This window comes from Streptomyces sp. NPDC087300 (assembly GCF_044744425.1).
In the GTDB taxonomy this organism is placed as follows: domain Bacteria; phylum Actinomycetota; class Actinomycetes; order Streptomycetales; family Streptomycetaceae; genus Streptomyces.
Window position 1 is genome coordinate 1,042,589 of sequence record NZ_JBIUYI010000003.1, and the last position, 23,715, is coordinate 1,066,303.

The 23,715-nt window shown below is 73.4% G+C and carries 15 protein-coding genes; 5 read left to right on the plus strand and 10 right to left on the minus strand.

The genetic code is table 11. From position 1 onward, the window contains the following. Positions 1–116 precede the first annotated feature (116 nt). Positions 117–3,173, plus strand: a complete 3,057-nt coding sequence (locus ACIO9J_RS15450) for an alpha-mannosidase (RefSeq protein ID WP_401998264.1) — start codon at positions 117–119, stop codon at positions 3,171–3,173. Positions 3,174–3,217: 44 nt separating this feature from the next. On the opposite strand, the gene ACIO9J_RS15455 is transcribed toward ACIO9J_RS15450, so the two are convergent. The 3 genes from ACIO9J_RS15455 to ACIO9J_RS15465 form a co-directional block, all read right to left on the minus strand. After that, positions 3,218–4,960 (minus strand): pyruvate dehydrogenase, encoded by a 1,743-nt coding sequence (locus ACIO9J_RS15455; protein WP_401998267.1) that lies wholly within the window; start codon positions 4,958–4,960, stop codon positions 3,218–3,220. A gap of 78 nt (positions 4,961–5,038) precedes the next feature. Next, a complete protein-coding gene (locus tag ACIO9J_RS15460) occupies positions 5,039–6,073 on the minus strand; it encodes a protein phosphatase 2C domain-containing protein (RefSeq protein ID WP_401998270.1) in 1,035 nt (344 codons plus the stop codon). 1,110 nt (positions 6,074–7,183) lie between these two features. Beyond that, positions 7,184–10,948, minus strand: coding sequence for a S8 family peptidase (locus ACIO9J_RS15465; RefSeq protein ID WP_401998272.1), 3,765 nt, complete (start codon positions 10,946–10,948; stop codon positions 7,184–7,186). A 206-nt stretch (positions 10,949–11,154) separates the two neighbouring features. On the opposite strand from ACIO9J_RS15465, the gene ACIO9J_RS15470 reads away from it, so the two are divergent. The 4 genes from ACIO9J_RS15470 to ACIO9J_RS15485 all read left to right on the plus strand — a co-directional run bounded on the left by ACIO9J_RS15470 (position 11,155) and on the right by ACIO9J_RS15485 (position 15,537). Next, a complete protein-coding gene (locus tag ACIO9J_RS15470; RefSeq protein WP_401998275.1) occupies positions 11,155–12,156 on the plus strand; it encodes a helix-turn-helix domain-containing protein in 1,002 nt (333 codons plus the stop codon). A gap of 41 nt (positions 12,157–12,197) precedes the next feature. Then, positions 12,198–12,680 carry a DUF456 domain-containing protein gene (locus ACIO9J_RS15475; protein WP_401998278.1) on the plus strand — a complete coding sequence of 161 codons (483 nt, stop codon included), beginning with the start codon at positions 12,198–12,200 and terminating at the stop codon, positions 12,678–12,680. Positions 12,681–12,799: 119 nt separating this feature from the next. Beyond that, positions 12,800–15,139 (plus strand): glycosyl hydrolase family 95 catalytic domain-containing protein, encoded by a 2,340-nt coding sequence (locus ACIO9J_RS15480; protein WP_401998281.1) that lies wholly within the window; start codon positions 12,800–12,802, stop codon positions 15,137–15,139. Positions 15,140–15,168: 29 nt separating this feature from the next. Next, complete coding sequence (locus tag ACIO9J_RS15485) at positions 15,169–15,537, plus strand: PPOX class F420-dependent oxidoreductase (protein ID WP_401998284.1); 369 nt, start codon at positions 15,169–15,171, stop codon at positions 15,535–15,537. Here ACIO9J_RS15485 and ACIO9J_RS15490 read toward each other — a convergent pair. From ACIO9J_RS15490 to ACIO9J_RS15520, 7 genes are all read right to left on the minus strand, one after another. Then, positions 15,476–16,936 carry a DNA-3-methyladenine glycosylase 2 family protein gene (locus tag ACIO9J_RS15490; RefSeq protein WP_401998287.1) on the minus strand — a complete coding sequence of 487 codons (1,461 nt, stop codon included), beginning with the start codon at positions 16,934–16,936 and terminating at the stop codon, positions 15,476–15,478. The genes ACIO9J_RS15485 and ACIO9J_RS15490 overlap by 62 nt on opposite strands. A gap of 152 nt (positions 16,937–17,088) precedes the next feature. Continuing rightward, on the minus strand, positions 17,089–18,249 hold the full coding sequence (gene rsgA, locus ACIO9J_RS15495) for a ribosome small subunit-dependent GTPase A (RefSeq protein ID WP_401998290.1): 1,161 nt from the start codon (positions 18,247–18,249) through the stop codon (positions 17,089–17,091). Positions 18,250–18,490: 241 nt separating this feature from the next. After that, positions 18,491–19,051 (minus strand): hypothetical protein, encoded by a 561-nt coding sequence (locus ACIO9J_RS15500; protein WP_401998293.1) that lies wholly within the window; start codon positions 19,049–19,051, stop codon positions 18,491–18,493. Further along, positions 19,048–20,709, minus strand: a complete 1,662-nt coding sequence (locus tag ACIO9J_RS15505) for an ATP-binding protein (RefSeq protein WP_401998295.1) — start codon at positions 20,707–20,709, stop codon at positions 19,048–19,050. The genes ACIO9J_RS15500 and ACIO9J_RS15505 overlap by 4 nt, the downstream gene beginning before the upstream one ends. After that, complete coding sequence (locus ACIO9J_RS15510) at positions 20,706–21,449, minus strand: response regulator (RefSeq protein ID WP_401998298.1); 744 nt, start codon at positions 21,447–21,449, stop codon at positions 20,706–20,708. Before ACIO9J_RS15510 ends, ACIO9J_RS15505 begins: the two co-directional genes overlap by 4 nt. A gap of 103 nt (positions 21,450–21,552) precedes the next feature. Beyond that, a complete protein-coding gene (locus tag ACIO9J_RS15515; RefSeq protein WP_401998671.1) occupies positions 21,553–22,830 on the minus strand; it encodes an acyltransferase family protein in 1,278 nt (425 codons plus the stop codon). A gap of 15 nt (positions 22,831–22,845) precedes the next feature. Beyond that, entirely contained in the window at positions 22,846–23,664 is an 819-nt protein-coding gene (locus ACIO9J_RS15520; RefSeq protein ID WP_401998301.1) for an SGNH/GDSL hydrolase family protein, read from the minus strand. Positions 23,665–23,715: the final 51 nt, after the last annotated feature.

Consider the following 23,715-nt stretch of genomic DNA (forward strand, 5'->3'; position numbering starts at 1 on the left):
CCCCGGGCCCATGGCGGCACTCCTGTCGAATCGTCAACCATGGGCGGGGGTGCGCCCCTGGCGCGCGGGGAAGTGAAGCGGTGGACCCCCGCAGACGAGCGTTCCGAGGAGCCCGAGTGCACGACGACAGACTGCTGGTGGAAGGCCGCCTGGAACGGGCGCTGCGCCAGTTCATCCGCGCCGCCCAGTACGCGCGGCGGGTGCCGCTGACCCTCTCCGTGTGGCATGCGCCGGGCGAGCCGGTGCCCGTGGCGACCGCCCTGGATGCGGCATATGAACCCTTCGAGACCGGCACCGCCTGGGGAAGTCCCTGGTCGACAAGTTGGTTCCGGATTCAAGGAGAAGTGCCCGACGAGTGGCGCGGGCGGCGGGTCGAGGTGGTCGTCGATCCGGGCTTCTCCGGGGACGGACCCGGCTTCCAGGCGGAGGGCCTCGTGTACGACGCGGCGGGCGTTCCGCTGAAGGGGATTCACCCGCGCAATCGGCATATTCCGGTGGCCGCCCCGGCGCGGGGCGGCGAGTCGGTGCACCTACTTCTGGAGGCGGCGGCCAATCCCGCCGTTCTGCACGACTTCGTGCCGACACCCCTCGGCGACGTACTGACCGCAGGCAATACCCCGATCTACCGATTCGCGTCTGCCGATCTCGCCGTACTGGACGAGGACGTCTGGCAGTTGATCCTCGACATCGAGGTCCTCTCGGAGCTCATGGCGGAACTGGACGCCGACCGACCGAGGCGGCACGAGATCCTGCGGGCCCTGGAGGACATGCTCGACGCGCTCGATCTGCACGACGTGTCCGGCACGGCCGCCGCGGCGCGCGCCGAGCTCGCCGAGGTCCTGGCGCGGCCCGCCCACGCCAGCGCGCACCGCGTGTCGGCGGCCGGGCACGCGCACATCGACTCGGCCTGGCTGTGGCCGCTGCGCGAGACGGTGCGCAAGGCGTCCCGCACCTTCGCCAATGTGACGGCCCTCGCCGAGGAGTATCCGGAGCTGGTCTTCGCCTGCTCGCAGGCCCAGCAGTACGCCTGGGTGAAGGAGCACCAGCCGCACATCTGGGACCGCATCAAGAAGGCCGTGGCGGACGGCAATTGGGCCCCGGTCGGCTCGATGTGGGTCGAGTCGGACGCCAACATGCCCGGCGGCGAGGCGCTCGCGCGGCAGATCACCCACGGCAGGCGGTTCTTCCGCGAGGAGTTCGGCGTCGAGACGGAGGAGATCTGGCTGCCCGACTCCTTCGGATACACCGCCGCCTTCCCGCAGTTGGCGAAGCTCGCGGGCATCCGCTGGTTCCTCACGCAGAAGCTCAGCTGGAACCAGACCAACAAGATGCCGCACCACACCTTCTGGTGGGAAGGCATCGACGGCACCCGCGTCTTCACCCACTTCCCGCCCGTCGACACCTACAACTCGCAGTTCCACGGCGCCGAACTCGCGCACGCGGAGCGGAACTTCGCCGACAAGGGCCGGGCGACCCGCTCCCTGGTGCCGTTCGGCTGGGGCGACGGCGGGGGCGGGCCCACCCGCGAGATGATGGAGCGGGCCCGCCGGCTGCGCTCCCTGGAGGGCTCGCCGCGCGTCGAGATCGAGAAGCCGTCGGCGTTCTTCGCGGCGGCCGAGGAGGAGTACGGGCAGCGGGCGCCCGTCTGGTCCGGCGAGCTCTATCTGGAGCTGCACCGCGCGACGTACACCACCCAGGCGGCGACCAAGCGTGGCAATCGTCGCAGCGAACACGCCTTGCGCGAGGCGGAGTTGTGGTGCACGGCCGCCGCGGTGCGCGATCCGGCGTACGTCTACCCGTACGACACCCTGGACCGGCTGTGGAAGACGGTCCTGCTGCACCAGTTCCACGACATCCTGCCGGGCTCCTCGATCGCCTGGGTGCACCGCGAGGCGCGCGACACCTACGCGCGGGTCGTCGCCGAGCTCGACGCGCTCACCCTGGCGGCGGCGCGCTCCCTGGGCCCCGGCGGCCCGGCCGCGCTGAACGCCTCGCCGTACCCGCGCGGCGAGGTCGTCGAGAGCGACGACGGCACGCTGGTGCACGTCCAGGTGCCCGCGCTCGGCAGCCAGAGCCTGGCGGCGGCCGCGGACCGCACCCTGGAGCCGGGCAGGGCCGCGGCCGCGGCGACCGACGGCACGGCGATCGTGCTCTCCAACGAGCATCTGCGCGTCACCGTCGACGCCGAGGGCCTGATCGCCTCCGTGCACGACACGGCCGAGGGCCGCGAGGTCCTCGCCGCGCCCGGCAACCTCCTCCAGCTGCACCCCGACCACCCCACGCACTACGACGCCTGGGACCTCGACCGGCACTACCGGCACCGGCACACCGACCTCACGGACGCCGAGTCCGTCGAGCTGGTCGAGGACGGGCCGCTGCGCGTGACGGTCCGCGTGGTGCGCGCCTTCGGGGCCTCGCGGATCACCCAGGAGATCAGGCTCGCAGCCGGCAGCAGGCGGGTGGAGGTCGTCACCGACGTCGACTGGCGCGAGTCGGAGAAGGTCCTCAAGGCGGCGTTCCCGCTCGACGTGCACGCCGAACGGTCCGCCGCCGAGATCCAGTTCGGCCATGTGCACCGGACCACGCACGCCAACACCGGCTGGGACGCGGCCCGTTACGAGATCTGCGCGCACCGCTGGCTGCGGGTCGCCGAGGAGGGGTACGGCGTCGCGCTGCTCAACGACTCGACGTACGGCCACGACGTGACGCGCACCGAGCACGACGGCACGCTCGGCACCACCGTCCGTCTCACCCTGCTGCGGGCCCCGCACAGTCCCGACCCGGAGACCGACCAGGGCGCGCACCGCTTCACGTACGCGCTGCTGCCCGGGGCGAGCACGGGCGACGCGGTGGCGGAGGGGCTCGCGCTCAACCTGCCGCTGCGGGTGACGGCCGCGCCGGTGCTCGCCCCGCTGGTGACCGTCGACCATCCCGCGGTCACCGTCGAGTCGGTGAAGCTCGCCGACGATCGCAGCGGGGACGTCGTGGTGCGGCTGTACGAGTCGCGGGGCGGGCGCGCCGCCGCCACGCTCAGCACGTCGTTCCCCGTGGCCGGGGCCGAGGTCACCGACCTCCTGGAACGCCCGCTGGAACCGGCCGAGACCGGCGAGGCGGGGCTCTCGCTCGCGCTGCGGCCGTTCCAGATCGTCACGCTGCGGCTGCGCCCGGCGTGAGCGCACCGCTCGGAGGGGGCCCGGCGGGCGGGCCCCCTCCGGGGTCAGGGCCTCGGGACGTTGCGCAGGTTCGAGCGGGCCATCTGCACCATCCGGCCGACGCCGCCGTCCAGCACGATCTTGCTCGCGGAGAGCGCGAAGCCGGTCACCATCTCCGAGCTGATCTTGGGCGGGATGGAGAGGGCGTTCGGGTCGGTGACGATGTCGACCAGGGCCGGGCCCTTGTGCGCGAAGGCGTCCTTCAGGGCGCCCGCGAGCTGCTTGGGCTTCTCCACGCGGACGCCGTAGGCTCCGCAGGCGCGGGCGACCGCGGCGAAGTCGGGGTTGTGGTTCGTCGTCCCGTACGAGGGCAGCCCCGCGACCAGCATCTCCAGCTCGACCATGCCGAGCGAGGAGTTGTTGAAGAGCACGACCTTCACCGGCAGGTCGTGCTGGACCAGGGTGAGGAAGTCGCCCATCAGCATGGAGAAGCCGCCGTCGCCCGACATGGAGACGACCTGGCGCTTGCGGTCGGTGAACTGGGCGCCGATCGCCTGCGGCAGGGCGTTGGCCATCGAGCCGTGGCTGAAGGAGCCGATGATGCGGCGCTTGCCGTTCGGGGTGAGGTAGCGGGCCGCCCAGACGTTGCACATGCCGGTGTCCACGGTGAACACCGCGTCGTCGGCGGCGAGGTCGTCCAGGACCGACGCGACGTACTCGGGGTGGATCGGGACGTGCTTCTCGACCTTGCGCGTGTACGCCTTGATGACGCCTTCCAGGGTGTCGGCGTGCTTCTTCAGCATCTTGTCGAGGAACTTGCGGTTCGTCTTCGGCGAGACGCGCGGCGTCAGACAGCGCAGGGTCTCGCGCACGTCGCCCCAGACCGCGAGGTCCAGCTTGGAGCGGCGGCCCAGGTGCTCGGGCCTGATGTCCACCTGGACGATCTTGACGTCGTCGGGCAGGAACGCGTTGTACGGGAAGTCCGTGCCGAGCAGGATGAGCAGATCGCACTCGTGGGTGGCCTCGTACGCGGCGCCGTAGCCGAGCAGGCCGCTCATGCCCACGTCGTACGGGTTGTCGTACTGGATCCACTCCTTGCCGCGCAGCGCGTGGCCCACCGGAGACTTGATCTTCTCGGCGAACTCCATCACCTCGGCGTGCGCGCCCGCCGTGCCGCTGCCGCAGAAGAGCGTGACCTTGTCGGCCTCGTCGATCATCGCGGCGAGCTTCTCGATCTCCGCGTCGCCGGGGCGCACGGTGGGGCGCGAGGTGACCAGGGCGGTCTCGGCGGCCTTGTCGGGGGCGGGCTGGTCGGCGATGTCGCCCGGCAGCGAGACGACGCTGACGCCGTTCTGCCCGACGGCGTGCTGGATGGCGGTCTGGAGCAGCCGCGGCATCTGCTTCGGATTGGAGATCATCTCGCTGTAGTGACTGCACTCGCGGAACAGCTGGTCCGGGTGGGTCTCCTGGAAGTACCCGAGCCCGATCTCGCTGGAGGGGATGTGCGAGGCGAGCGCCAGGACCGGGGCCATGGAGCGGTGCGCGTCGTACAGGCCGTTGATCAGGTGCAGGTTGCCGGGGCCGCAGGAGCCCGCGCAGGCGGCCAGCTTGCCGGTGACCTGGGCCTCGGCGCCCGCCGCGAAGGCGGCGGTCTCCTCGTGCCTGACCTGGACCCAGTCGATCTCCGGGGTGCGGCGGATCGCGTCCACGACGGGGTTGAGACTGTCCCCGACGACCCCGTACAGCCGCTTCACGCCCGCGCGGACGAGGATGTCGACGAACTGCTCGGCGACGTTCTGCTTGGCCATGCTGCGCACCCCTTGTAACCCGTGGACCCGTTGATCTCCGTCGTCATCTCTGGGTCCATGAATTCACAGGTGCGGCCTTCATGCCTCCCAAACGGCGGCAGCGGTCCTGTCGTCCGCGTACCCCTTCACCCTGACCTGGATGTCGGCGAGGAAGGCGGCGAGGCCCGGCGGGCCGCTCTTCCGCCACCTGCGGGTGAGGTGTCCGGAGAGCTCGGGCTCGCCGCGCAGCGGTTCGGCGAGGCCGCCGCTGCACAGCATCAGGGCATCACCCGGGCGGGCGACGGAGGCGCGGAAGCGGAAGGGGTCGCGGGGCGGCTCGGGGGCGGGTTCGTAGGGGCTCGGGGGCGTGGTGATGCCCAGGTCCATGGTGAGCCGGTCGCCCTCCGGGGTGCCCGGGGGCGGCGAGCCGAAGCCGACCACGGCTTCGCCCGTGGCGTCGGCGACGCTCGGCTCGATGTCCTGCCACTCGCCGTCCCGCAGCCGGAAGAGGCCGCCGCCGCCGACGCCGAAGAAGACCCGGGTGCGGCACTCGGGGTCGGCGGGCAGCAGCAGGCAGCGCAGCGAGGCCGCGTACTCGTCGGGTTCCAGGCCCAGGTCCACGGCGTGCGCGCGGAGCCTGCCGAGGCTGCGGTCGGTGAGGCGGTGCAGTCCCGACTTCAGGTCCCCGCGCCGGGCGGCCCTGATGTCCTCGGCGAGCCGCCGGTGGCTGCGGCCCACGGCCCTGCCGATCCACTGGCAGGCCTCGGCGGCGGCGCGGTGCGCGCCGGGCGTCGCACGGGCCCCGGTCGCCACGGCGACCAGCACGAGGGCGTTCTCGCCGGTCCCGAAGCGGGCGGTGAGCAGCGCGTCGCGGCGGGGCTCGCCGCGGTACCTGGCGGAGTCCCCGCGCACGGAGGCGGCGCGCAGCGTGCTGGCGCCGTACCTCGCCCCGTCGAGCACGGTGTCCGCGACGAGGTCCCCCAGGTCGTCCGGGTCGGCGGCGGGCAGCACGGTGGGCTCGGCCTCATAGGTGGGAGGCCCGTCCCCGACGTACTCGGGCACGCCGGCCCCGCCCTCACCCGCCACGGCCCTCGCCCGGACGTCCCCCTCCTCGGGCCCACGCGAGGTGGGCACGGCGGGCCGCGGCCCTTCGGTAGAGGACTGCGAGTACTCGCCCCCGGACGAGAAGACCATGGTCCCGCCGACCGGCTCCCAGGGAGCGGCGGCGACGGGTTCCCGGGGGGCGAAGCCGGGTGGGGCGGTGGGTGGGGCGGGTGCGGGTGGCTGGGTGAGGTTCCCCGGTTCCGGCGGGGCCGTCGCTGCCGGGTCGGCGCCGGGAGCGTGGGGCGGGCTCTGGGGCGGTACGGGTGACCGGGCGGGCCCGGGGGTACGGGGGGTGAACTCACCCTCGTACGGCGGGTCCTGAGGCGGTACGGGCGGCGTGGCACGCGGGGCGCGATCGGGGGGTGGGGGCTCTGTCGTGTGGTGCGGGGCCTGGTTCGGCCGGGGTGGTCGGGTGGGAGGTGGTGGGTCACTCGCCACCGACGGCGTTCGGAGCGGGCCTGGGGCCCCGGGTGGGGACTCGCCCGGGTACGGGGGTCGTTGGACCGGATCGGAGGGCCCCGGCCGACCAGGTCCTGGTGACACGGAGTCGGCGTCCGGCGGCGCTGATGGCACGTGGTCGGGGTCCGATGACGCCTGCGCGGCGCGCGGCACGGAGCCGGTGTCCGGCGGCGGCTGCGCGGTCCGCGGTGCCGAGTCGGATCCGGGCGGCGCCTCTGCCGCCGGAGGCGCGGAGTCACTGTCCGGCCGCTGCGCGCCCCACGGCACCGAGTCGGGTCCCGGCGGCACCCGCGCCGCCGATGGCAGGGCGTCCGTGTCCGGTGGCGGCTGCCTCGGCCCGGGATCTGGAGACGCTTGCGTGAGATGTCCGCCGGACCCGGGGGGATCCGGCGTGGTGAACCCTTCCTTCAAGGTGTCCGTCGCCGAGGCGAACCTGTCGTCGAGGGTGTCCGGTGCGGGTGTCGGACCCGTGTCCTGTGCGGAGTCGTCGTACAGCTGCCCCCACCAGTCGTCGTCGCGGCCGGTGTGCCTCTCCCCCTGCTGGCTCATGCCCTTATTGTCCACCGCACGGGCCGTACGAAAACGGTGCATCCGGAAATTCCGGCCCGCCATACGAGTGACACGGAGCCCGCCGGACGGCCCCACCCCCCACGGGAGGACCGCCCGGCGGAACCGGTGTGGCTAGCGCACGTCGTAGGCGCGGGCCACGGTCTGTGTGACGGAATTGCCGTGGGCGTCCGTCAGCCGTGACATGAGCCAGACCTGCTTGCCGGAGGCGCCCGCGTGGTTCACGGTCGCACGCCACTTGCCGCCCGAGCCGGCGGCCGTGGGCGCCTCGGTCCACGTCTTGCCCTCGTCGTAGGAGTACGACAGCTTCGCCTCGGTGAGCGCGCCCGGCCGGTATCCCGCGTGCCCCGTCACACCGATCTCAATCCGCTGACCGTCCTTCGCGGCGAGCGTCTTGTCGCCGTCCTCCGGCACGGCGTACGTCGGGAAGAGCATCGGGATGCCCTGCGAGTACTCGTTCTCGTCGAGGTGGGAGCGGAAGGACCAGGTCGTCTCCGTCGACGTCGACCGCTTCCAGACCTGGGAGCCGATCTTCGTGGTGGAGAGCGTCAGTTCGTACGCGGAGTCCTCGGCCGGGACCGTGAACACCCCGGAAGGCCAGCCCGAGTTCCCCAGGCTCTCGCCGTTCCGCTTGAGCTCCACGGAGCCGATGTCGCCGAAGCTGCCCTGGATACCGGCGTGTTCGGCATCCGACCAGAAGCCGGGGGCCACGCCGATCAGGTTGCCCTGGCGCTCACCTGCGAGCGCCTCCTCGTCCGCGGCGTCGCGCGGCGCGCCGGGCGTGAGGACCCCGTCGTACCAGGTCTCGGTGCGGCGCTCGCCCTTCTTGTAGGTGCGCACCGGGTCGATCATGAACTCCCCGTACGGGAAGCTGCTGGAGACCTGGTGGCCCCAGCCCGTGCCGCCGCCCGCCGAGTAGTACTCGGTGCGCTTGCCGGGGGCCGGGACCGACGCGATGTCGCCGAAGTAGATCTCCAGGCCGGTGGGCCGGACCGCGGAGGGCAGGTCCACGTAGTCGGTGCGCTGGCCCATCGCCCGGTAGGTCGCCTCGTTCGCGGCGAGGTCCTTGTCGCGCACGCGGTAGGTGCGGTCGGCGCGGATCTGGCCGGTCTCGGGGAAGGCGAGGTTGTAGACGTAGGGGCTCTTCGCCGTGGCCTGCCACGTCAGCTCGGCGCCGCCCGCGCCGGTACGGGACAGCAGGTACGCCGCCTCGTCGGTCGGGACGCCGAGCACCGGCAGCGGGGACCCGGTGAAGCCCGCGGACGGGTACCAGCGTCCCGGGGCGTCGCGGTGGGCGACGACGGCGAGCGCGCCCGCCTTCTTCGCGGCGGTCGCCACGGCCGTGGCGTCGCCGGTGTCGGGGACCTTGACCAGGGCGACCTTCCCCTTGACCCCGGCAGCGTCGAGCTCCTGCGGCGTACCGGACTTCGCGTCGACGAGGGCGGCCCTGCCCTTGCCGTCCAGGTTGGCGGAGCCGGTGGACGCGGTCAGCGGGTGCAGCTTCTTGCCGCCCGCGACGGCGAGTTCGGAGATCTGGGGCGCCGCGGCGCGCCAGTAGCTGCCGGACTCGAAGGTGCCGTCGGACGCCTTGCCCTCGACGGACTGGTAGTAGGAGCGGATCGTGCGCGGGCCCGCCGCGGTGCCCGCGTGCAGCCAGTGGTCCTTGCCCCAGGTGCGGGCGAAGGCGAGGGTGGCGCCGCGCACTTCGGACGCCTTGTCGGTCTTGACGGCGAGGCGGTGGGCCTTGCGCGCGTCGAGGGTGATCGTGGTGTCCTTCTTCACCTCGACCTGGGGGCGGGCGATGTGGGTGAGGGAGTCGGTCAGCCTGCCGTCGCCGCCCGCGTCGGGGGTGGCGATGAAGCCGGTCAGGAAGTAAGCACCCGGACGTACTTGGTACGTCTGGTCGTTGGCGCCCTCGTTGAAGCGCCGCTCACCGCTGGCGGTGTCCGTGCCGATGAGGTCCACGGAGGAGGCACCGGCGGCCGGCTTGCCCGCGCGGTCGACGAGCTTCACGCGGAGGCTGACGGTCTCCGGCTGCACGTAGAGCGAGAACGGGGTGGAGACCCGCGTTCCGCCGTCCGCCGTGGCCAGGACGCGGCCGGTGACGTCGCCGTACTGGGCGGCCTTGAGACCGGCGTCGGGGGTGAGCTTCAGGGGCACCTTGACGGTGGCGCCCGCCGGGACGGTCACGGAGCGCTCGCCGAGCTTGGCGACCGTGGCGCGCAGGGCGGAGCCGTCGTTGCCGGTGACGCCCTGGAGCGCCAGCTTCAACCTCACCGGCTTGGTACCGGTGTTGGTGTAGGGGACGTCGACGCTGGTGCGGTCCGACGCGTCCTGCGGCCAGCCGAAGCTGCCGCCCTGGACGGCCGGTGAGCCGAGCACTCCTTGGCCGATCGCGGCCTTGACGTCGAGCCTGCCGCCGCCGGTCTCGCGCGCGTCACCCGGGATGCCGCTGTCCGCCGACGACACGAGGGCCGCCTTGATCCGCTGCGCACTCCAGTCGGGGTGGCGCTGCTTGACGATGGCAGCGGCGCCCGCGACGTGCGGAGTGGCCATCGACGTACCGCTCATGGACTGGTACGCGTAGACGCCCCTGCCGCCCGCCGCCGCGGCGGAGATGCCGACGCCGGGCGCGGCGATCTCCGGCTTGAGGGTGTGCGAGCCGTACGCCGGGCCGCGGCTGGAGAAGTTCGCGGTGGTGTCGTCGCGGTCGACGGCGCCGACGGTGAGGACGCTCGGCGCGCAGCCGGGCGAGGAGACGGAGTTGAGGCTCGGTCCCGTGTTGCCCGCCGCGATGACGAAGAGCGTGTCCTTGGCCGACTGCGCGAGTTCCTCGGTGGCCGTGCTCATGGGGTCGGTGCAGTCGGTCTGCGCCGGGTTGCCGAGGCTCATGGAGACGACGTCGGCCTTCTGGTCGACCGCCCACTGCATGCCCTCGATGATCCACGAAGTGGCGCCCGAGCCGCTGTCGTTGAGGACCTTGCCGTGCAGCAGCCCGGTGCCGGGCGCGACGCCCTTCTTCTTGCCGCCGCTCGCTGCGCCGGAGCCGCCGACGGTGGAGGTGGTGTGGGTGCCGTGGCCCTGCCGGTCCTCGTTGTCGGGCGAGTCGGTGAAGTTCTTCGTCGCGCCGATCCGGCCCTTGAGGTCGGGGTGTTCGGCGTCGGCCCCGGTGTCCAGGACGGCGACCTTGGTGCCCTTGCCGTCGTAGCCCGCGGCCCAGGCCTCGGGCGCGTGCACCTGCTTGGTCGAGCGGTCCAGGGTGGCCTCGACCTTGGCGTCGAGCCAGAGCTTCTTCAGGTCGCCCGCGGCGCGTGACCTGGGGTTCGCGATGTCCGCCCAGAAGTCGGCGGCCTTCTTCTTGTCGGCCTTCAGGGCGACGCCGTCGACGGGTTCGAGGACGGCGCCCCGCTCGGCGCCGCGCGGGGCGGCGGGCAGCGCGCGTGCGACGTCGACGGACTTGTCGTACACGGCGATGAGCGGCAGCTTCTCGGCGTGCGCGTCGTCGTAGCCCTGCCGGACGAGCCCGGTGACGTTGAAAAGCTGCGCGTCCACGCGGCCTTCGGCGATCGCGTGGACGGCGCCCTCGGGGTAGACGTAGAGGTCCTTGCCTGACTGCCGGGTCTGGATCAGGGGCACGTTGCCGTCGGTGCCGGGCAGCGCGGTCGCGCCGGCCCGTCCGTCGCCGTCGGACGTCACGAGGATCCGGTCGCCGGTGACGAGGGTGACGACGGAGCTCCCCTCGCTCCGTGCGGCGCTCCCCGTCAGGGGTCTCTCCTGTGCCGTGGCGGCGCGCGGCTCGGCCACGGACGGCACGGCCGCGGTGACGGCGAGGACGGCGGCTGACGCCGCCCCCAAGGCCGTACGCGATATCGGGCGCATCGCTCTCCCAGGGTTGATGGGCCATACAAGACCGCAGGTCGATTCGGCCCAAAAGCCGTATACACGGCTGCGGTTGGTGCTGCGGTGGCGTCACCTTGGCAGAGGGGAGGGTGGTGCGGGGATGATGTCCGGGGGCGGGTTTATGCCGTGGCCGCTTTCCGCCACGGCTCCGCTGGAACGACAGCCTTGGGGAGGGACGTCGCCGCATGCTGGCTGCGATTGGTCTGGACGAGACGCACGAATCGGCGTACCGGGCGCTGGTGTCGGTGGGCGCGGCCGACGTGCCGGATCTCGCGCGCAGGCTCACCCTGGGCGAGCCCGAGACCGAGCGGGCGCTGCGCCGCCTGGAACGGCACGGCCTGGCCGCGCAGGCGTCCGGCAGGGCGGGCCGCTGGGTGGCCGCGCCGCCCGGTGTCGCGCTCGGCGCGCTGCTCACCCAGCAGCGGCACGAGCTGGAGAAGGCGGAGCTGGCGGCGACGCTGCTCGCCGAGGAGTACCGCGCGCAGGCCGCCGAGCCCACCGTCCACGACCTGGTCGAGGTGGTCACCGGGGCGGCCGCCGTCTCGCAGCGCTTCCTCCAGCTCCAGCTGGGCGCGAGCGACGAGGTGTGCGCCCTGGTGACGGGCAGGCCCATCGCGGTCAGCGGCATGGAGAACAGCGCGGAGGAGCAGGCGGCGGGCCGGGGCGTCAGCTACCGGGTGGTGGTCGAGCGGGCCGTCCTCGACCTGCCGACGGGCCTGACCGAGCTGTCGGCGGCGATCGGCCGCGAGGAGCGGGTCAGGGTGGTGGACCGCGTCCCGACCAAGCTGGTGATCGCCGACGGCTCGCTCGCGATGGTGCCGCTGACCTCGCGCACCGCCGAGCCCGCCGCCCTCGTGGTGCACGCCAGCGGGCTGCTCGAATCGCTCTCCGGGCTCTTCGAGGCGGTCTGGCGGGACGCGCTGCCGCTGCGCATCGGCGAGGACGGCGTGCTCACCGAGGACGCCCCCGACGCGCCCGACGGCACCGACCTGGAGATCCTCTCGCTGCTCCTGGCGGGCCTGACCGACGCGAGCGTGGCCAAACAGCTCGATCTGGGGCTGCGCACGGTGCAGCGCAGGGTCAAGCGCCTGATGGAGCTGACGGGCGTCTCCACCCGGCTCCAGCTGGGCTGGCACGCGTACGAGAGGGACTGGGTGGCACGGCGTCCCCGGCCACCCCAGGACTAACTTGACCTGCGGTTTCGGCCGTTCTGCTGCACGCTTGGCAGATGGGAGCGTGGGAACTCCTGCTGGTCGGCGTGGTCATGCTGCTCGGCCTGTGCGGAGTACTTGTGCCCGGCGTGCCGGGGCCGTGGCTGGTGTGGGCCGCGGTGCTGTGGTGGGCGCTTCAGGACCCCAACGGACTGGCCTGGATGCTGCTGGTCGGCGCGAGCGTCGTGCTGCTCGCCGCCCAGGCGGTGCGCTGGCAGCTGCCACCCCGGCGGCTGCGGGAGAGCGGGGCGACGCGCAGGACGGCGGTCTTCGCCGGGGCCGGGGCACTCCTCGGCTTCTGCCTGCTGCCCGTGATCGGGGCGATCCCCGGCTTCATCGGCGGGATCTACACCGGGGAGCGGCTGCGTCTGGGCGGGCACGGCGAGGCGGTGACGGCGACGCGGACGGCCATGCGGATGGGCGGGAGCAGCGTGCTGACCGAGCTGTTCGCGTGCCTGCTGATCGTGGGGGCGTGGATCGGGGCGGTCATCTGGGGCTGAGCCGGTCCCGGACCGGGCACCGTACATCGGATCTCTCACCGATCACGTCCGCCTCATTGACGTACCCACGGGCCATCTCTAGCTTTCGGCGGGACAGAGCTCCGATGACTGGAGGCGCGATGCCCAGCCCGTCCAGAAGAACCGTGCTCGCCACCGGGTCCGCACTGGCAGCGGCCGGCGCCCTGCCCGCGCAGGCGCGCGCCGCCACCGCCACTCCCACTCCCGCCACCGCCACCGCCACCGCCACCGCGAGCGACCCCTGGCGCGCCGTCCTCGACGACGCCGACCTCGTCTGGCAGGAGCTGCCGAGGACCTGGTACGAGGGCCCCTTCCTCGGCAACGGCTTCCTCGGGTCCGGGATCTACGCGGAACCCGGCGCGGGATCCGAAGCGGCGCCCCGGGCGATCCGCTTCAACGTGCAGCACTCCGAGGTGCAGGACCACCGCCCCGAGTTCGGCTCGCTCTTCGGCCTGGCGAGGCTGCCGATCGGCCACTTCACCCTGGAGCCCGTCGGGGCGATCGCGGGCGTCGACTGGCGCCTGCGGCTGCGCGACGCCGAGCTGACCGGCACCCTCACCACGGACAAGGGCACCCTCACGCTCCGCGCCCACGTGCACGACTCCCGCTCGGTGCTGGCCGTCGAGGTCACCCCGAGCGCGGGCGAGCGCGGCTTCCGGTGGGTCTTCCACCCGGCGGACTCGATCAGCCCGCGGGCCGCCTTCAAGCCCGTGCCCGCCGGGTACGAGGGCAATCCGCCGGCCCGCGTCCAGGAGCACGACGGGGTGTCCGCGGCCGTCCAGTCCCTGCGCGCGGGCGGCCAGTACGTCACCGCGTGGCGCGAGCGGCGCCGGGGCGGGCGGCGGACGCTGTACGCGCACGTGGCGCACTCGCATCCGGACACGGCGGCCCTCGACCGGGCGCTGCGCGCGGTGCGGCGCGCCGCCGGGCTCCCCTACGACGAGCTGGCGCGCCCGCACCGCGCGTGGTGGCACGCCTTCTACCGCAAGAGCTTCCTCTCACTGCCCGACGCCAGGATGCAGCGCTTCTACTGGATCCAGCTCTACAAGACGGCGGCCGCGGCCCGGCGCGACGCCCCCGTGATGGCGACATGCGGGCCCTGGCTGGAGCCCACGCCCTGGCCCAACACCTGGTGGAACCTGAACGCGCAGCTGGAGTACTGGCTGATCCACGGCTCCAACCACCACGAACTCGACGCCCTCACACGGTCGTTGAGCGAGTTCAGGGACAACCTGCGCAAGGAGGTGGCGCCCGCATACCGTGCCGACTCGCTCGGCATCCCGCGCACCACCGACCCCTCCCTCGTGAACGGCGCGGCGGTGGCGGAGGGCGGCTACGGCGTCGGCGTCCCCGGCCAGGACCCGCCGACGCCCGAGGTCGGCAACCTCACCTGGGCCCTGCACAACGTCTGGCTCAGCTACCGCCACACCATGGACGAGTCGATCCTGCGCGACGTCCTCTTCCCGCTCCTGCGCAAGGCGGTCGCCTACTACCTGCACTTCCTCGCGCCCGGCCCGGACGGCAAGCTGCACCTGCCCGCGACGTTCTCGCCCGAGTACGGCGGCAACTCGCGGGACTGCACCTACGACCTGATGCTCCTGAAGTGGGGCTGCCGCACCCTGCTCGAATCGGCCGAACTCCTGGGCGTGGACGACGAGTCGGCGCCGCGCTGGCGCGACGTCCTGAGCAGGCTCACGCCGTACCCGACGGACGCGAACGGCTACATGATCGGCGCGGACCTCCCCTTCGCCAAGTCGCACCGCCACTACTCGCATCTGCTCGCGGTCTACCCGCTGTACGAGGTGACGGGGCGCACCGCCGACGAACGCGCCCTGATCGAGCGGTCCCTGGCCCACTGGGTCGGCTTCGAGGGCGCCTTGCAGGGCTATACGTTCACGGGCGCGGCCTCGATGTCGGCGCTGCTCGGCAAGGGCGAGGACGCGCTGAAGTACCTGGAACAGCTGATGTCCCGCTTCATCCAGCCCAACACCATGTACAAGGAGTCCGGCCCGGTCATCGAGACCCCGCTGTCGGCCGCCCAGTCGCTGCACGACATGGTCTGCCAGTCCTGGGACGGCGTCGTCCGCGTCTTCCCCGCACTGCCCGCGGCCTGGGCGGACCTCACGGTGCACGGCTTCCGCACCCAGGGCGCCTTCCTGCTCAGCGCGGTCCGTAAGGGCGGCAGGACGCGGTGGGTGCGGCTGGTCAGCGAGGCGGGCGCGCCCTGCGTCGTACGGCACGGCATCGAGGGTCCCTTCGAGGTGCGGGACGCCCGGGGCAAGGCACTGCGGTACGCGGACGCGGGCGACGGCGCGATCGAAGTCGCCCTGTGCCGGGGCGGGTCCGCCCTGATCACCGCCGAGGGCGACCGCCCCGACCTGCGGATCGCCCCGGTGGAGCCGCACGCGCCCGCACCCCGCTGGGGGATGCCGGGCCGCTGACGCCCCGGTACGCGTGCGAGGCTCGCGCCATGACCGAATTCAGCGAAGCCGAGCGCGCGTACCTCACGTCCCAACGCCTTGCCCGCATGGCCACGGTCGACCCCAAGGGCCAGCCGCAGGCCAACCCCGTCGGCTTCTTCCCGCAGGCCGACGGCACGATCCTGATCGGCGGCCACGCCCTTGCCACCACCAAGAAGTGGCGCAACCTCCAGGCGAACCCGAGGGTGTCCCTGGTCGTGGACGACGTCGTCTCGCTCACCCCGTGGCGGGTGCGCGGTGTCGAGATGCGCGGCAGGGCCGAACTCCTCACCGGACCACACGAGTTGGGCCCGCACTTCAGCGAGGAGCTGATCCGGGTCCATCCGGAGTGGATCCACAGCTGGGGCCTCGACGGCTGACGGCCCACAGGTGGCGGCGGCCGTAGGAGCGCCACGGGCGCCAGGTGTCGGGGGTGTGCTCCGGGCCCTCCGGCAGGGCCACGTCGGGGTCGCCCAGGGCGCGCATGCGGATCAGCGCCGCGGTGCGGCGGTCCATGCCGGGCAGCGCCAGCAGGGCCGCCTCCGCGTCGTCGCGGTCGGCGCCCGCGTCCAGGCGCAGGGTGCCGTCGGCGAGCGCCGTGGCCAGGGCGCCGAGCGTGCCGGGCTCGCCGGTCAGGTCGGCGGGGGCGGGGAAGAGATGGGTGAGGGCTCCGCAGGCCGCGTCGAGCGCCTTGCCGTGCCGCGCCACGAGGCGTCCCGCGCCCGCACGGCCGGCCAGCGCGCGCACCGCGAACTCCTCGGGGTCGGCGGCGCCCGGCGAGCGGAGGCCGGGGCGCGCGGCGACCAGCGGGGCGAGCTCCGGGTCGGCGCCGAGGCGCTCGTCCACCGCGTACGGATCGGCGTCCAGGTCGAGGAGGCGGCGCAGGCGCTGCACGGCGGTGGTGAGGTCGCGCAGGTCCGTGAGGTGCAGCCGGGCGTCGAGCCAGCCGCCGCGGTGCACGGCCTCGCTGCTGGAACCGGCGCCGGCCGCGGGCTCGGGGACCGCCTCCCTGACCGCGACGATGCCGGTGCCGTACGGCAGTCGCAGCGTGCGCCGGTAGGTGCGGTCGCCCGGCTCGCCAGTGACCTCCTCGATGCCGTCGACCGCCTCGCGGGCGAGCAGGTCGAAGACGGGCCCGGCCTGGTAGGGGCCCCGGTGGGCGAGCCGCAGCGGGATGCCCGCGGCGGGGGTCGCCCGCGCCGTGCCGCGCTTGGGCGCGGCGGCGCGCAGGGCGGTCGGCGTGAGCGCGTACACCGCCCTGATCGTGTCGTTGAACTGTCGGACGCTGGCGAACCCGGCGGCGAACGCGATCTCCGTGATCGGCAGGTCCGTGGTCTGCAGGAGCACCCGCGCGGTGTGCGCGCGCTGCGCCCTGGCGAGCGCGACCGGGCCCGCGCCGAGCTCGGCGGTGAGCTGGCGCTGCACCTGGCGGGCGCTGTAGCCCAGGCGCACGGCGAGGCCGGGCACGCCCTCGCGGTCGACCACGCCGTCGCCGATCATGCGCATGGCGCGGCCCACGACGTCCGCGCGCACGTTCCACTCGGCCGACCCCGGCACGGCGTCCGGCCTGCAACGGCGGCAGGCACGGAAACCGGAGGTCTGGGCGGCGGCCGCGGTCGTGTAGAAGCGGACGTTCCTGCGCTTGGGGGTGACGGCGGGGCAGCTGGGACGGCAGTAGATCCCGGTGGTCTCGACGGCGAAGAAGAACTCCCCGTCGAACCGGGCATCCCGGCTGCGCACGGCCTCGTACCTGGTCTCTTCATCGATCACGCCTTCCATTGTGGTCCGGCACGACCGACGGGGCTGGCGGAATTCGGACACGACGCTGGGGCGGCCCCTTAAAGGTCGCGGGGCTGGCGCCCCGTGAGGGGCGCGGGGAACTGCGCGCCCGGCCCCCACCGGACCCGCGGCTCCCCACCACCCCTCACGACTCAGCGCACACGCCCCCGCTTGGCCTCCATCGCCGCCTTCCCCTCCGCCCCGCGGAGCCGCCACTCCCGCCGAAGCTCCGCACGGACCCTCGCATCGGTCTTGGCGACGATCCGCTGGTTCTCGCGCATCAGCTTGCGGTAGCTGTCGAGCCGGCGTTCGGGAAGCGTCCCGTCGTCGACCGCGCCGAGCACCGCGCAGCCCGGCTCCGCACCGTGCGCGCAGTCGTGGAACCTGCACCGCTCGGCCAGCTCCTCGATCTCGGAGAAGACCTGCCCGACGCCGGTCCCGGCGTCCCACAGGCCGACGCCGCGCAGTCCGGGCGTATCGATGAGGACGCCACCGCCGGGCAGCACGAGGAGGTTGCGGGTGGTCGTGGTGTGGCGGCCCTTGCCGTCCACGTCACGGATGGCCTGGACCTCCATGACCTCGGCGCCCGCGAGGGCGTTAGCCAGGGTCGACTTGCCCGCGCCGGACTGCCCGAGCAGCACCGACGTACCGCCGGAGACGACGGCGGCGAGGACCTCGACGCCCTCGCCCGTCGCGGCGCTGACCGCGAGCACCGGCACGCCGGGCGCGGAGTTCTCCACGTCCTCGACGAGGTGCGCGAGGGTGACGGCGTCGGGCACGAGGTCGGCCTTGGAGAGCACGACCACCGGCTGCGCGCCCGACTCCCAGCCGAGCGCGAGGAACCGCTCGATGCGCCCGAGGTCGAGGTCGCCGGTGAGCGGCACCGCGATGATCGTGTGGTCCACGTTGGCCGCGAGGATCTGCCCCTCGGACCGCTTGGACGAGGTGGACCGTACGAAGGAGGAACGGCGCGGCAGATACGCGCGTACGTAGCGGGGGTCGCCGCCGTCCGGGTCCACGGCGGCCCAGTCGCCGGTGCACACGACCTTCAGCGGGTCGCGCGGCGTGACGAACTCGGTGTCGGCCCGCACGATGCCCGCGGCGGTGACGACGTCGCACTGGCCGCGGTCGACGCGGACCACCCGTCCGGGCAGCAGACCCTGCGCCGCGTACGGGGCGAACTCGGTCTCCCAGTCCGCGTCCCAGCCGTACGGGGCGAGGGGGTGCGCGGACGAGGAGTGCTCAGCGGAGAAGTGCTGAGAGAAAGAAGAGGAAGAAGAGGAAGACGACGACGATGAAGACGACGAAGACAAGGGGTGACCCTTCACAAGGGTGGCCCCGGCGCACGCACCGGCCTGGCACGTGGAAGAAGAGGTTGGTCAGCCGGAGACCACGGAGGTGGGATGAACGGACTTCCGGATGCGGGCAGCGCCCAGCTCGACGACAGCCATCGTTCACACCTCCTGGATCACACTCGACTGACGGGGACCGTCACCGGTCCCCGAGGAACAAGGCAGAGACTAACCAGCGCCCCGGGCGGCGCGCCACTGGTTTTTATTCGGAGGCGGGCAGCGCGTTGCCGTTGGTGTCGCAGCGGACCGTCCAGGGGGAGGTGGAGGGGGCGAGGTTCTCGTGGAAGCGGACCTTGACCTGGGTGGGCGGCCGGGAGCCGGGGACGTCGGCGTGGGCGGCGGTGCAGGCGAGCTGGCTGACGGCGGTGACCTGGAGGTCCCTGATGGTCATGGGGAGGTACACGTCGACCGTGCCGGTGGACGCGGTCGCGCTCAACTGACCGTTCATCGGCGGGACTTCACTGGCCAGACCGCGTTCGCGCTCGGCGTCGGTGGGGCCCTCAAGCAGCAGGTCGAGCGCCTGCTGCGGGCCGAGCGGCCGGTCGGTGGGGCGGGACGCGGAGCGCAGCCCGTAGGGGCCCACGAAGTAGAGGCGGGCGTATTCGGCGTTCGTGCCGGGGCGCTGGACGCCGGAGGCAGGGGCGCCCGCCTGCCGGGGTCCCGTGGTGCTGATGCCGCAGCCGGTCAGGGCGGCGGCGAGGAGCAGCGGGAGGGCGAGGGCGGGCCGCGGGAGCCGGCGCCGGGTGCGGTTCCGACCGCTCATGGCCGCTCACCTTCTTCGGGTTCTTCGGGCTCGTGCGGCAGTGGTTCACGGCCCGGGAGCGGCAGCGTGAGGGTGAACTCGGCTCCCGCGTCGGGGGAGTTGGCCGCGGTGAGGGTGCCGTGGTGCAGCCGGGTGTTCTCGGCGGCGATGGCGAGGCCGAGCCCGCTGCCCTCGGAGCGGGCCCGCGCCGAATCCGCCTTGTAGAAGCGGTCGAAGACGTGCGGGAGCACGTCGTCGGGGATGCCGGGACCGTGGTCGGTGACGGTGACGGTGACGTCCCCTCCGGAAGCGGTGGTGCCCGAGTCGGCGACGTCCGGGCCGGTGACGAGGGCGGTGGCCTCCGCACTGGCGGCGGTGGCCTCCGCACCGGCCGCCGTGGCATCCGCGCCAGTGGCGACGGCATCCGCGCCGGACGCGCCGCCCCGCCCCCGCCGGGCCCGTACGACCACCGGCGCCGCCCCGTGCCGCAGCCCGTTGCCGATCAGATTGGCGAGCACGACGTCGACGCGCCGGGGGTCGACCCGCACCCGGATGTCGTCGGGCACCTCCACGACGACCTGCCCCACGGGCACCGCCCAGCCGCGCAGTTGCACGGTCTTCTCCACGAGCGTGCGCAGGCCGACGTCGTCGAGGTGCAGCGCGGCGGCGCCCGCGTCGAAGCGGGAGACCTCCATCAGGTCCTCGACCATGCGGGCGAGCTTGCGGGTCTCGTCGCTGATCAGGAGCACCGCGTCGGCGGTGTCCTGGGGCAGGGTCCCGCTGTGCGCGTCCTCGTCGAGCACCTCGGTCACGGCGGCCATGGCGGCCAGCGGCGTACGCAGCTCGTGCGCGACGTCGGCGGCGAAGCGGCGCGCTGTGGCCTCCATGCGGCGCAGTTCGGCGTCGTCCTTCTCCAGCGTGGTCGCCATGGTGTTGAACGTCCGTGTGAGGTCGGACAGTTCGTCGCGTCCGGTCACCGGCAGGCGCGTGCCGAGTTCGCCGGACGCGATCCGCTCGGCGCCGTTGCGCAGGCCGCGGACGGGGCGCAGCACCCGGCGGGCCGCGATCAGCGCGGGGACGAGGGCGAGGACGAGCGCGGGCAGGGCGCCCGCCTGCGCGGCGGTGACGAGGGCGGCGATGTCGGCCTTGTCGTCGTCCAGGGAGAACTCGGCGTACACGACGAGACCCGAGGTCCGGCCCGCCCCGTCGCCCTTCCCGTCGGTGGCTTCGGGGGCGTCGGCGTACGCGACGGGCATGCCGATGACGAGCCAGGGGGCGCCGTCGTGTTCGGTGCGCTGGGTGACGGTGGCGCCCCGCTCCCCCACGGCGGCGCGCAGCGCGTCGGGCACCTCGGGCGGCCGTTCGCTGCCCGGGGCGGCGGTCAGCGGTCCTTCTCGGTACGCGGCCGCGGTGCGCCAGGCGCGGGAGCCGCCCGCCCGGTCCAGTTGGAGGGCGAAGGTGCGCAGGTCCTGGACGCCGGGCGGGAAGGGCAGGTCGGGGGTGAGGGAGTCGAGTTGGGCGCGCAGGTCGTGCACGGCGCTGTCCTGCGTGCGGTCGATGATCGCGGACCGGGCCTCGCGGAACGTCAGGGTGGCGGTGATCAGCGCGCTGAGCGCAGAGACGGCGAGGAACGCGACGACGAGACGGACCCGCAGTCCGCGCGGCGGCCGCACCCTCACGCCTCTCCCCCGGCGGGCACGGGACCGAAGCGGTAGCCGAACCCACGGACCGTCTGGACGTACACCGGACGGCGCGGGTCGTCCTCGATCTTGCCGCGCAGCCGCATGACACAGGCGTCGACGAGCCGGGCGTCGCCGTAGAAGCTGTGCTCCCACACCTGTTCGAGGAGGTGCTGGCGGCTGAAGACCTGTCCCGGCGCGGTGGAGAGGAACAGCAGGAGCTTCAACTCGGAAGGCGCGAGCAGCAGTTCGCGGCCGTCCTTGGCGACGAGGAGCGCGTTGCGGTCCACGGTGAGGGCACCGTGGGTCTCCACGTGCGGGGACCCGTCGCGCCCCTCCGGGCCGCCCTGCCCGGGTGGTCCCGCCGCCGGGTCCTGCGGGACGACGCGGCGCAGGACCGCCTTCATCCGGGCCTCGATCACCTCGCCGCTCGCCGGTTTCACGATGTAGTCGTCCGCGCCCGCCTCCAGGCCGACGACCAGGTCGATGTCGTCGCCGCGCGCGGAGAGGATGATGATCGGCAGCTGCCGGGTCTCCCGGATCCTGCGGCACGCCTCCAGGCCCGACATGCCGGGCAGCATCAGGTCGAGCAGGACGAGATCGGGCCGGAACCGGTCCAGGGCGAGCAGCCCGGTCTCGCCGCTCCCCGCCACCTCGATCTCGTGGCCCCGGCGCCGCAGTGCCAGCGTCACCCCCTTCTGCACAGCGGGGTCGTCCTCGATCAACAGAACGCGCGACATGGCGACGCGCACCGCCTTCCCTTGTACGTCTTCCGGCCTTTGTACGTTCTCCGCGCCGCTCCACGTGGGAAGCGGGGCGGCCGGGGGCCGCCGTGTGACGGACTCAACCGCCCGTGCCGAGCCGGGTGACGTCCACCGAGTCCGTGCCCGCCGTGGGCACCGGGATGACGGCCCACAGCGCGGCGAGCGCCGCGAAGGTGGCGACGAGTGCGAGTGCCCCGGTGCGGCCGTGCGCCCAACGGGCCCGGAAGCGGACCGGGTTCTCGACCAGGTAGGTGGACGCGGCGGCGGCCGCCACGGAGGCCGCGACGACGACGGCCGTGCGGGCCCAGCCGGTCAGGCCGGTGCGCTCCTCGCTGAGCAGGACGTAGAGCGGCCAGTGCCACAGATAGAGGCTGTAGGAGACGCGCCCGAACCAGCGCGGCACCGCGCTGCCGACGAGCCGCCCGACGAGGCCGTCGGGTGCCTGGGCCAGGCAGCCGATGAGCAGGGCGGCGGCCAGCGCGTGGAGGAAGAGGCCGCCCTGGAAGAGGGAGGGCGAGCTCTGTCCGTCGGCCAGGGCCCAGTAGGCGCCGATGCCGCAGGCCAGGACCAGCGCGCACCGGTTCGCGGCGCGCCGGCCGGCGCGGGCGAGCAGCCGGGCGGCGGGCGCGGTCGCCATCAGCGCGCCGAGCAGCAGCGAGAAGGCGCGGGTGTCCGTGCCCTCGTACACGCGCGTGGTGTCGACGGGATCGACCAGGACGATCATGAGCGCCAGCGAGGCGGCGGCGCCCGCGGCGGCCACCACCGCGACCCGCCCGCTCCCCCGCGCCCTGCCGTGCGCTCCCCCGGCCCGGCCGCGCGCACGGCCGCGTACCAGCAGTCCGAGCACCAGCGGCCAGACCAGATAGAACTGCTCCTCGACGGCCACGCTCCACAGGTGGCTGAACACACGGGTGTCGGCGGAGTCCCAGTAGCCGACCTGATCGGCGATGAAGTGCCAGTTGGCGACGTTGCCGATCACCCAGGGCGCGTCGTCGAGCCCGAGGCGCAGCAGGGCCGCGGAGCCGAACGCCCACACCAGGAGCAGCGTCCCCGCGACGGTCACGGCGAGGGCGGGCAGCAGGCGCCTGGCGCGCCGCCCCCAGAAGGCGACGAGGTCGACGCGCCCCGTCCGTGCCGTCTCCGCCAGGAGCAGGCCGGTGATCAGGTACCCGGAGAGCACGAAGAAGAGGTCGACGCCGAGGAATCCGCCGCTGAAGCGTCCCGCGTGGAAGAACAGCACCCCGAGGACGGCCAGGCCGCGCAGGCCGTCCAGGGGCGCGATGTGCCGCCGGGCGCCGTGCCCGGGTGCGGCTGCGGGTTCGCACGAAGACGGCGTCGTACGCGTGGACATGGACATCGGCACGGGCCCGGACTACTTGCAGCCGAGCGGGGCGTACACCTTGTCGCCGGTCCATGAGCCGGTGGCCCACCGGTCGGCGGGCGCGGGCTTGAAGTCGTACCGCTTGCCGAGCTCCGCGGTCAGCCACTGCGCGAACGCGGCCGAGCCCTGCTGGCAGGAGTGGATGCCGTCCTTGCTGCGCTGCGCCTTGGGCGCGGCGTGGTCGGTGCCCCACAGCGCGGCGGCGTCGAGGTAGCGGACCTTGCCCTCGTGCTTGCCGGCGACCTCCTCGGCGGACTTCGGGGCGGTCTTGATCGCGGCGGCGTGCGGCTTGTAGAAGTCGTCGATCTTGAAGGGCGGCGCGGAGACGATGACGAGTTCGGCGCCCGCCTCGTTCACCTGCTTCGCCAGGCGCTCGTATCCGGCGCGCTGTTCGTCCGGGGTGCCCCAGTCGTAGGTGGTGATCTGGTAGGCGACGACGTCCGGCTTGGTGGACTTCAGCTCCTTGGTGAGCTGCCCCCAGGTGGGCTTGGCGATCTCGCCGACGACGCCACCGCCGCCCGCGGCCGCCATGGACCGGAATCCGGCGTCGGCCGCCTTGAGCGAGGCGCCGAGCGCGGGGGCCTCGGCCTCGCCGATGGAGTCGCCCATCCAGAGGACCGTGGGCGCGTCGGCGTTCCGCTGCCCGCCGGAGGAGGCGGTGTCCGGCGCGTCGCCGCTGTCCGACGCGCCGCCGGTGGTGCCGCCGCAGGCCGCGAGCGCGACCACTCCGGCGGCGGCCAGGAGGGCGAGGGCCGCGGGGCGGCGGACGGTGGCGGACGGGCGGGGACCTGAGGTGTTCTCGTTGTTCATGCCGCCCAGCGAAGCCGCGGGGACCGCCGGGCGGGGCCGCCGTCATCGTTT

Bases quoted from the DNA above. Each gene is read 5' to 3' on its own strand.
- ACIO9J_RS15455 (WP_401998267.1), bottom strand. From the start codon at position 4,960: ATGGCCAAGCAGAACGTCGCCGAGCAGTTCGTCGACATCCTCGTCCGC.
- ACIO9J_RS15465 (WP_401998272.1), bottom strand. From the start codon at position 10,948: ATGCGCCCGATATCGCGTACGGCCTTGGGGGCGGCGTCAGCCGCCGTC.
- ACIO9J_RS15470 (WP_401998275.1), top strand. From the start codon at position 11,155: ATGCTGGCTGCGATTGGTCTGGACGAGACGCACGAATCGGCGTACCGG.
- ACIO9J_RS15475 (WP_401998278.1), top strand. From the start codon at position 12,198: ATGGGAGCGTGGGAACTCCTGCTGGTCGGCGTGGTCATGCTGCTCGGC.
- ACIO9J_RS15480 (WP_401998281.1), top strand. From the start codon at position 12,800: ATGCCCAGCCCGTCCAGAAGAACCGTGCTCGCCACCGGGTCCGCACTG.
- ACIO9J_RS15485 (WP_401998284.1), top strand. From the start codon at position 15,169: ATGACCGAATTCAGCGAAGCCGAGCGCGCGTACCTCACGTCCCAACGC.
- ACIO9J_RS15490 (WP_401998287.1), bottom strand. From the start codon at position 16,936: ATGGAAGGCGTGATCGATGAAGAGACCAGGTACGAGGCCGTGCGCAGC.
- ACIO9J_RS15500 (WP_401998293.1), bottom strand. From the start codon at position 19,051: ATGAGCGGTCGGAACCGCACCCGGCGCCGGCTCCCGCGGCCCGCCCTC.
- ACIO9J_RS15510 (WP_401998298.1), bottom strand. From the start codon at position 21,449: ATGTCGCGCGTTCTGTTGATCGAGGACGACCCCGCTGTGCAGAAGGGG.
- ACIO9J_RS15515 (WP_401998671.1), bottom strand. From the start codon at position 22,830: ATGTCCATGTCCACGCGTACGACGCCGTCTTCGTGCGAACCCGCAGCC.
- ACIO9J_RS15520 (WP_401998301.1), bottom strand. From the start codon at position 23,664: ATGAACAACGAGAACACCTCAGGTCCCCGCCCGTCCGCCACCGTCCGC.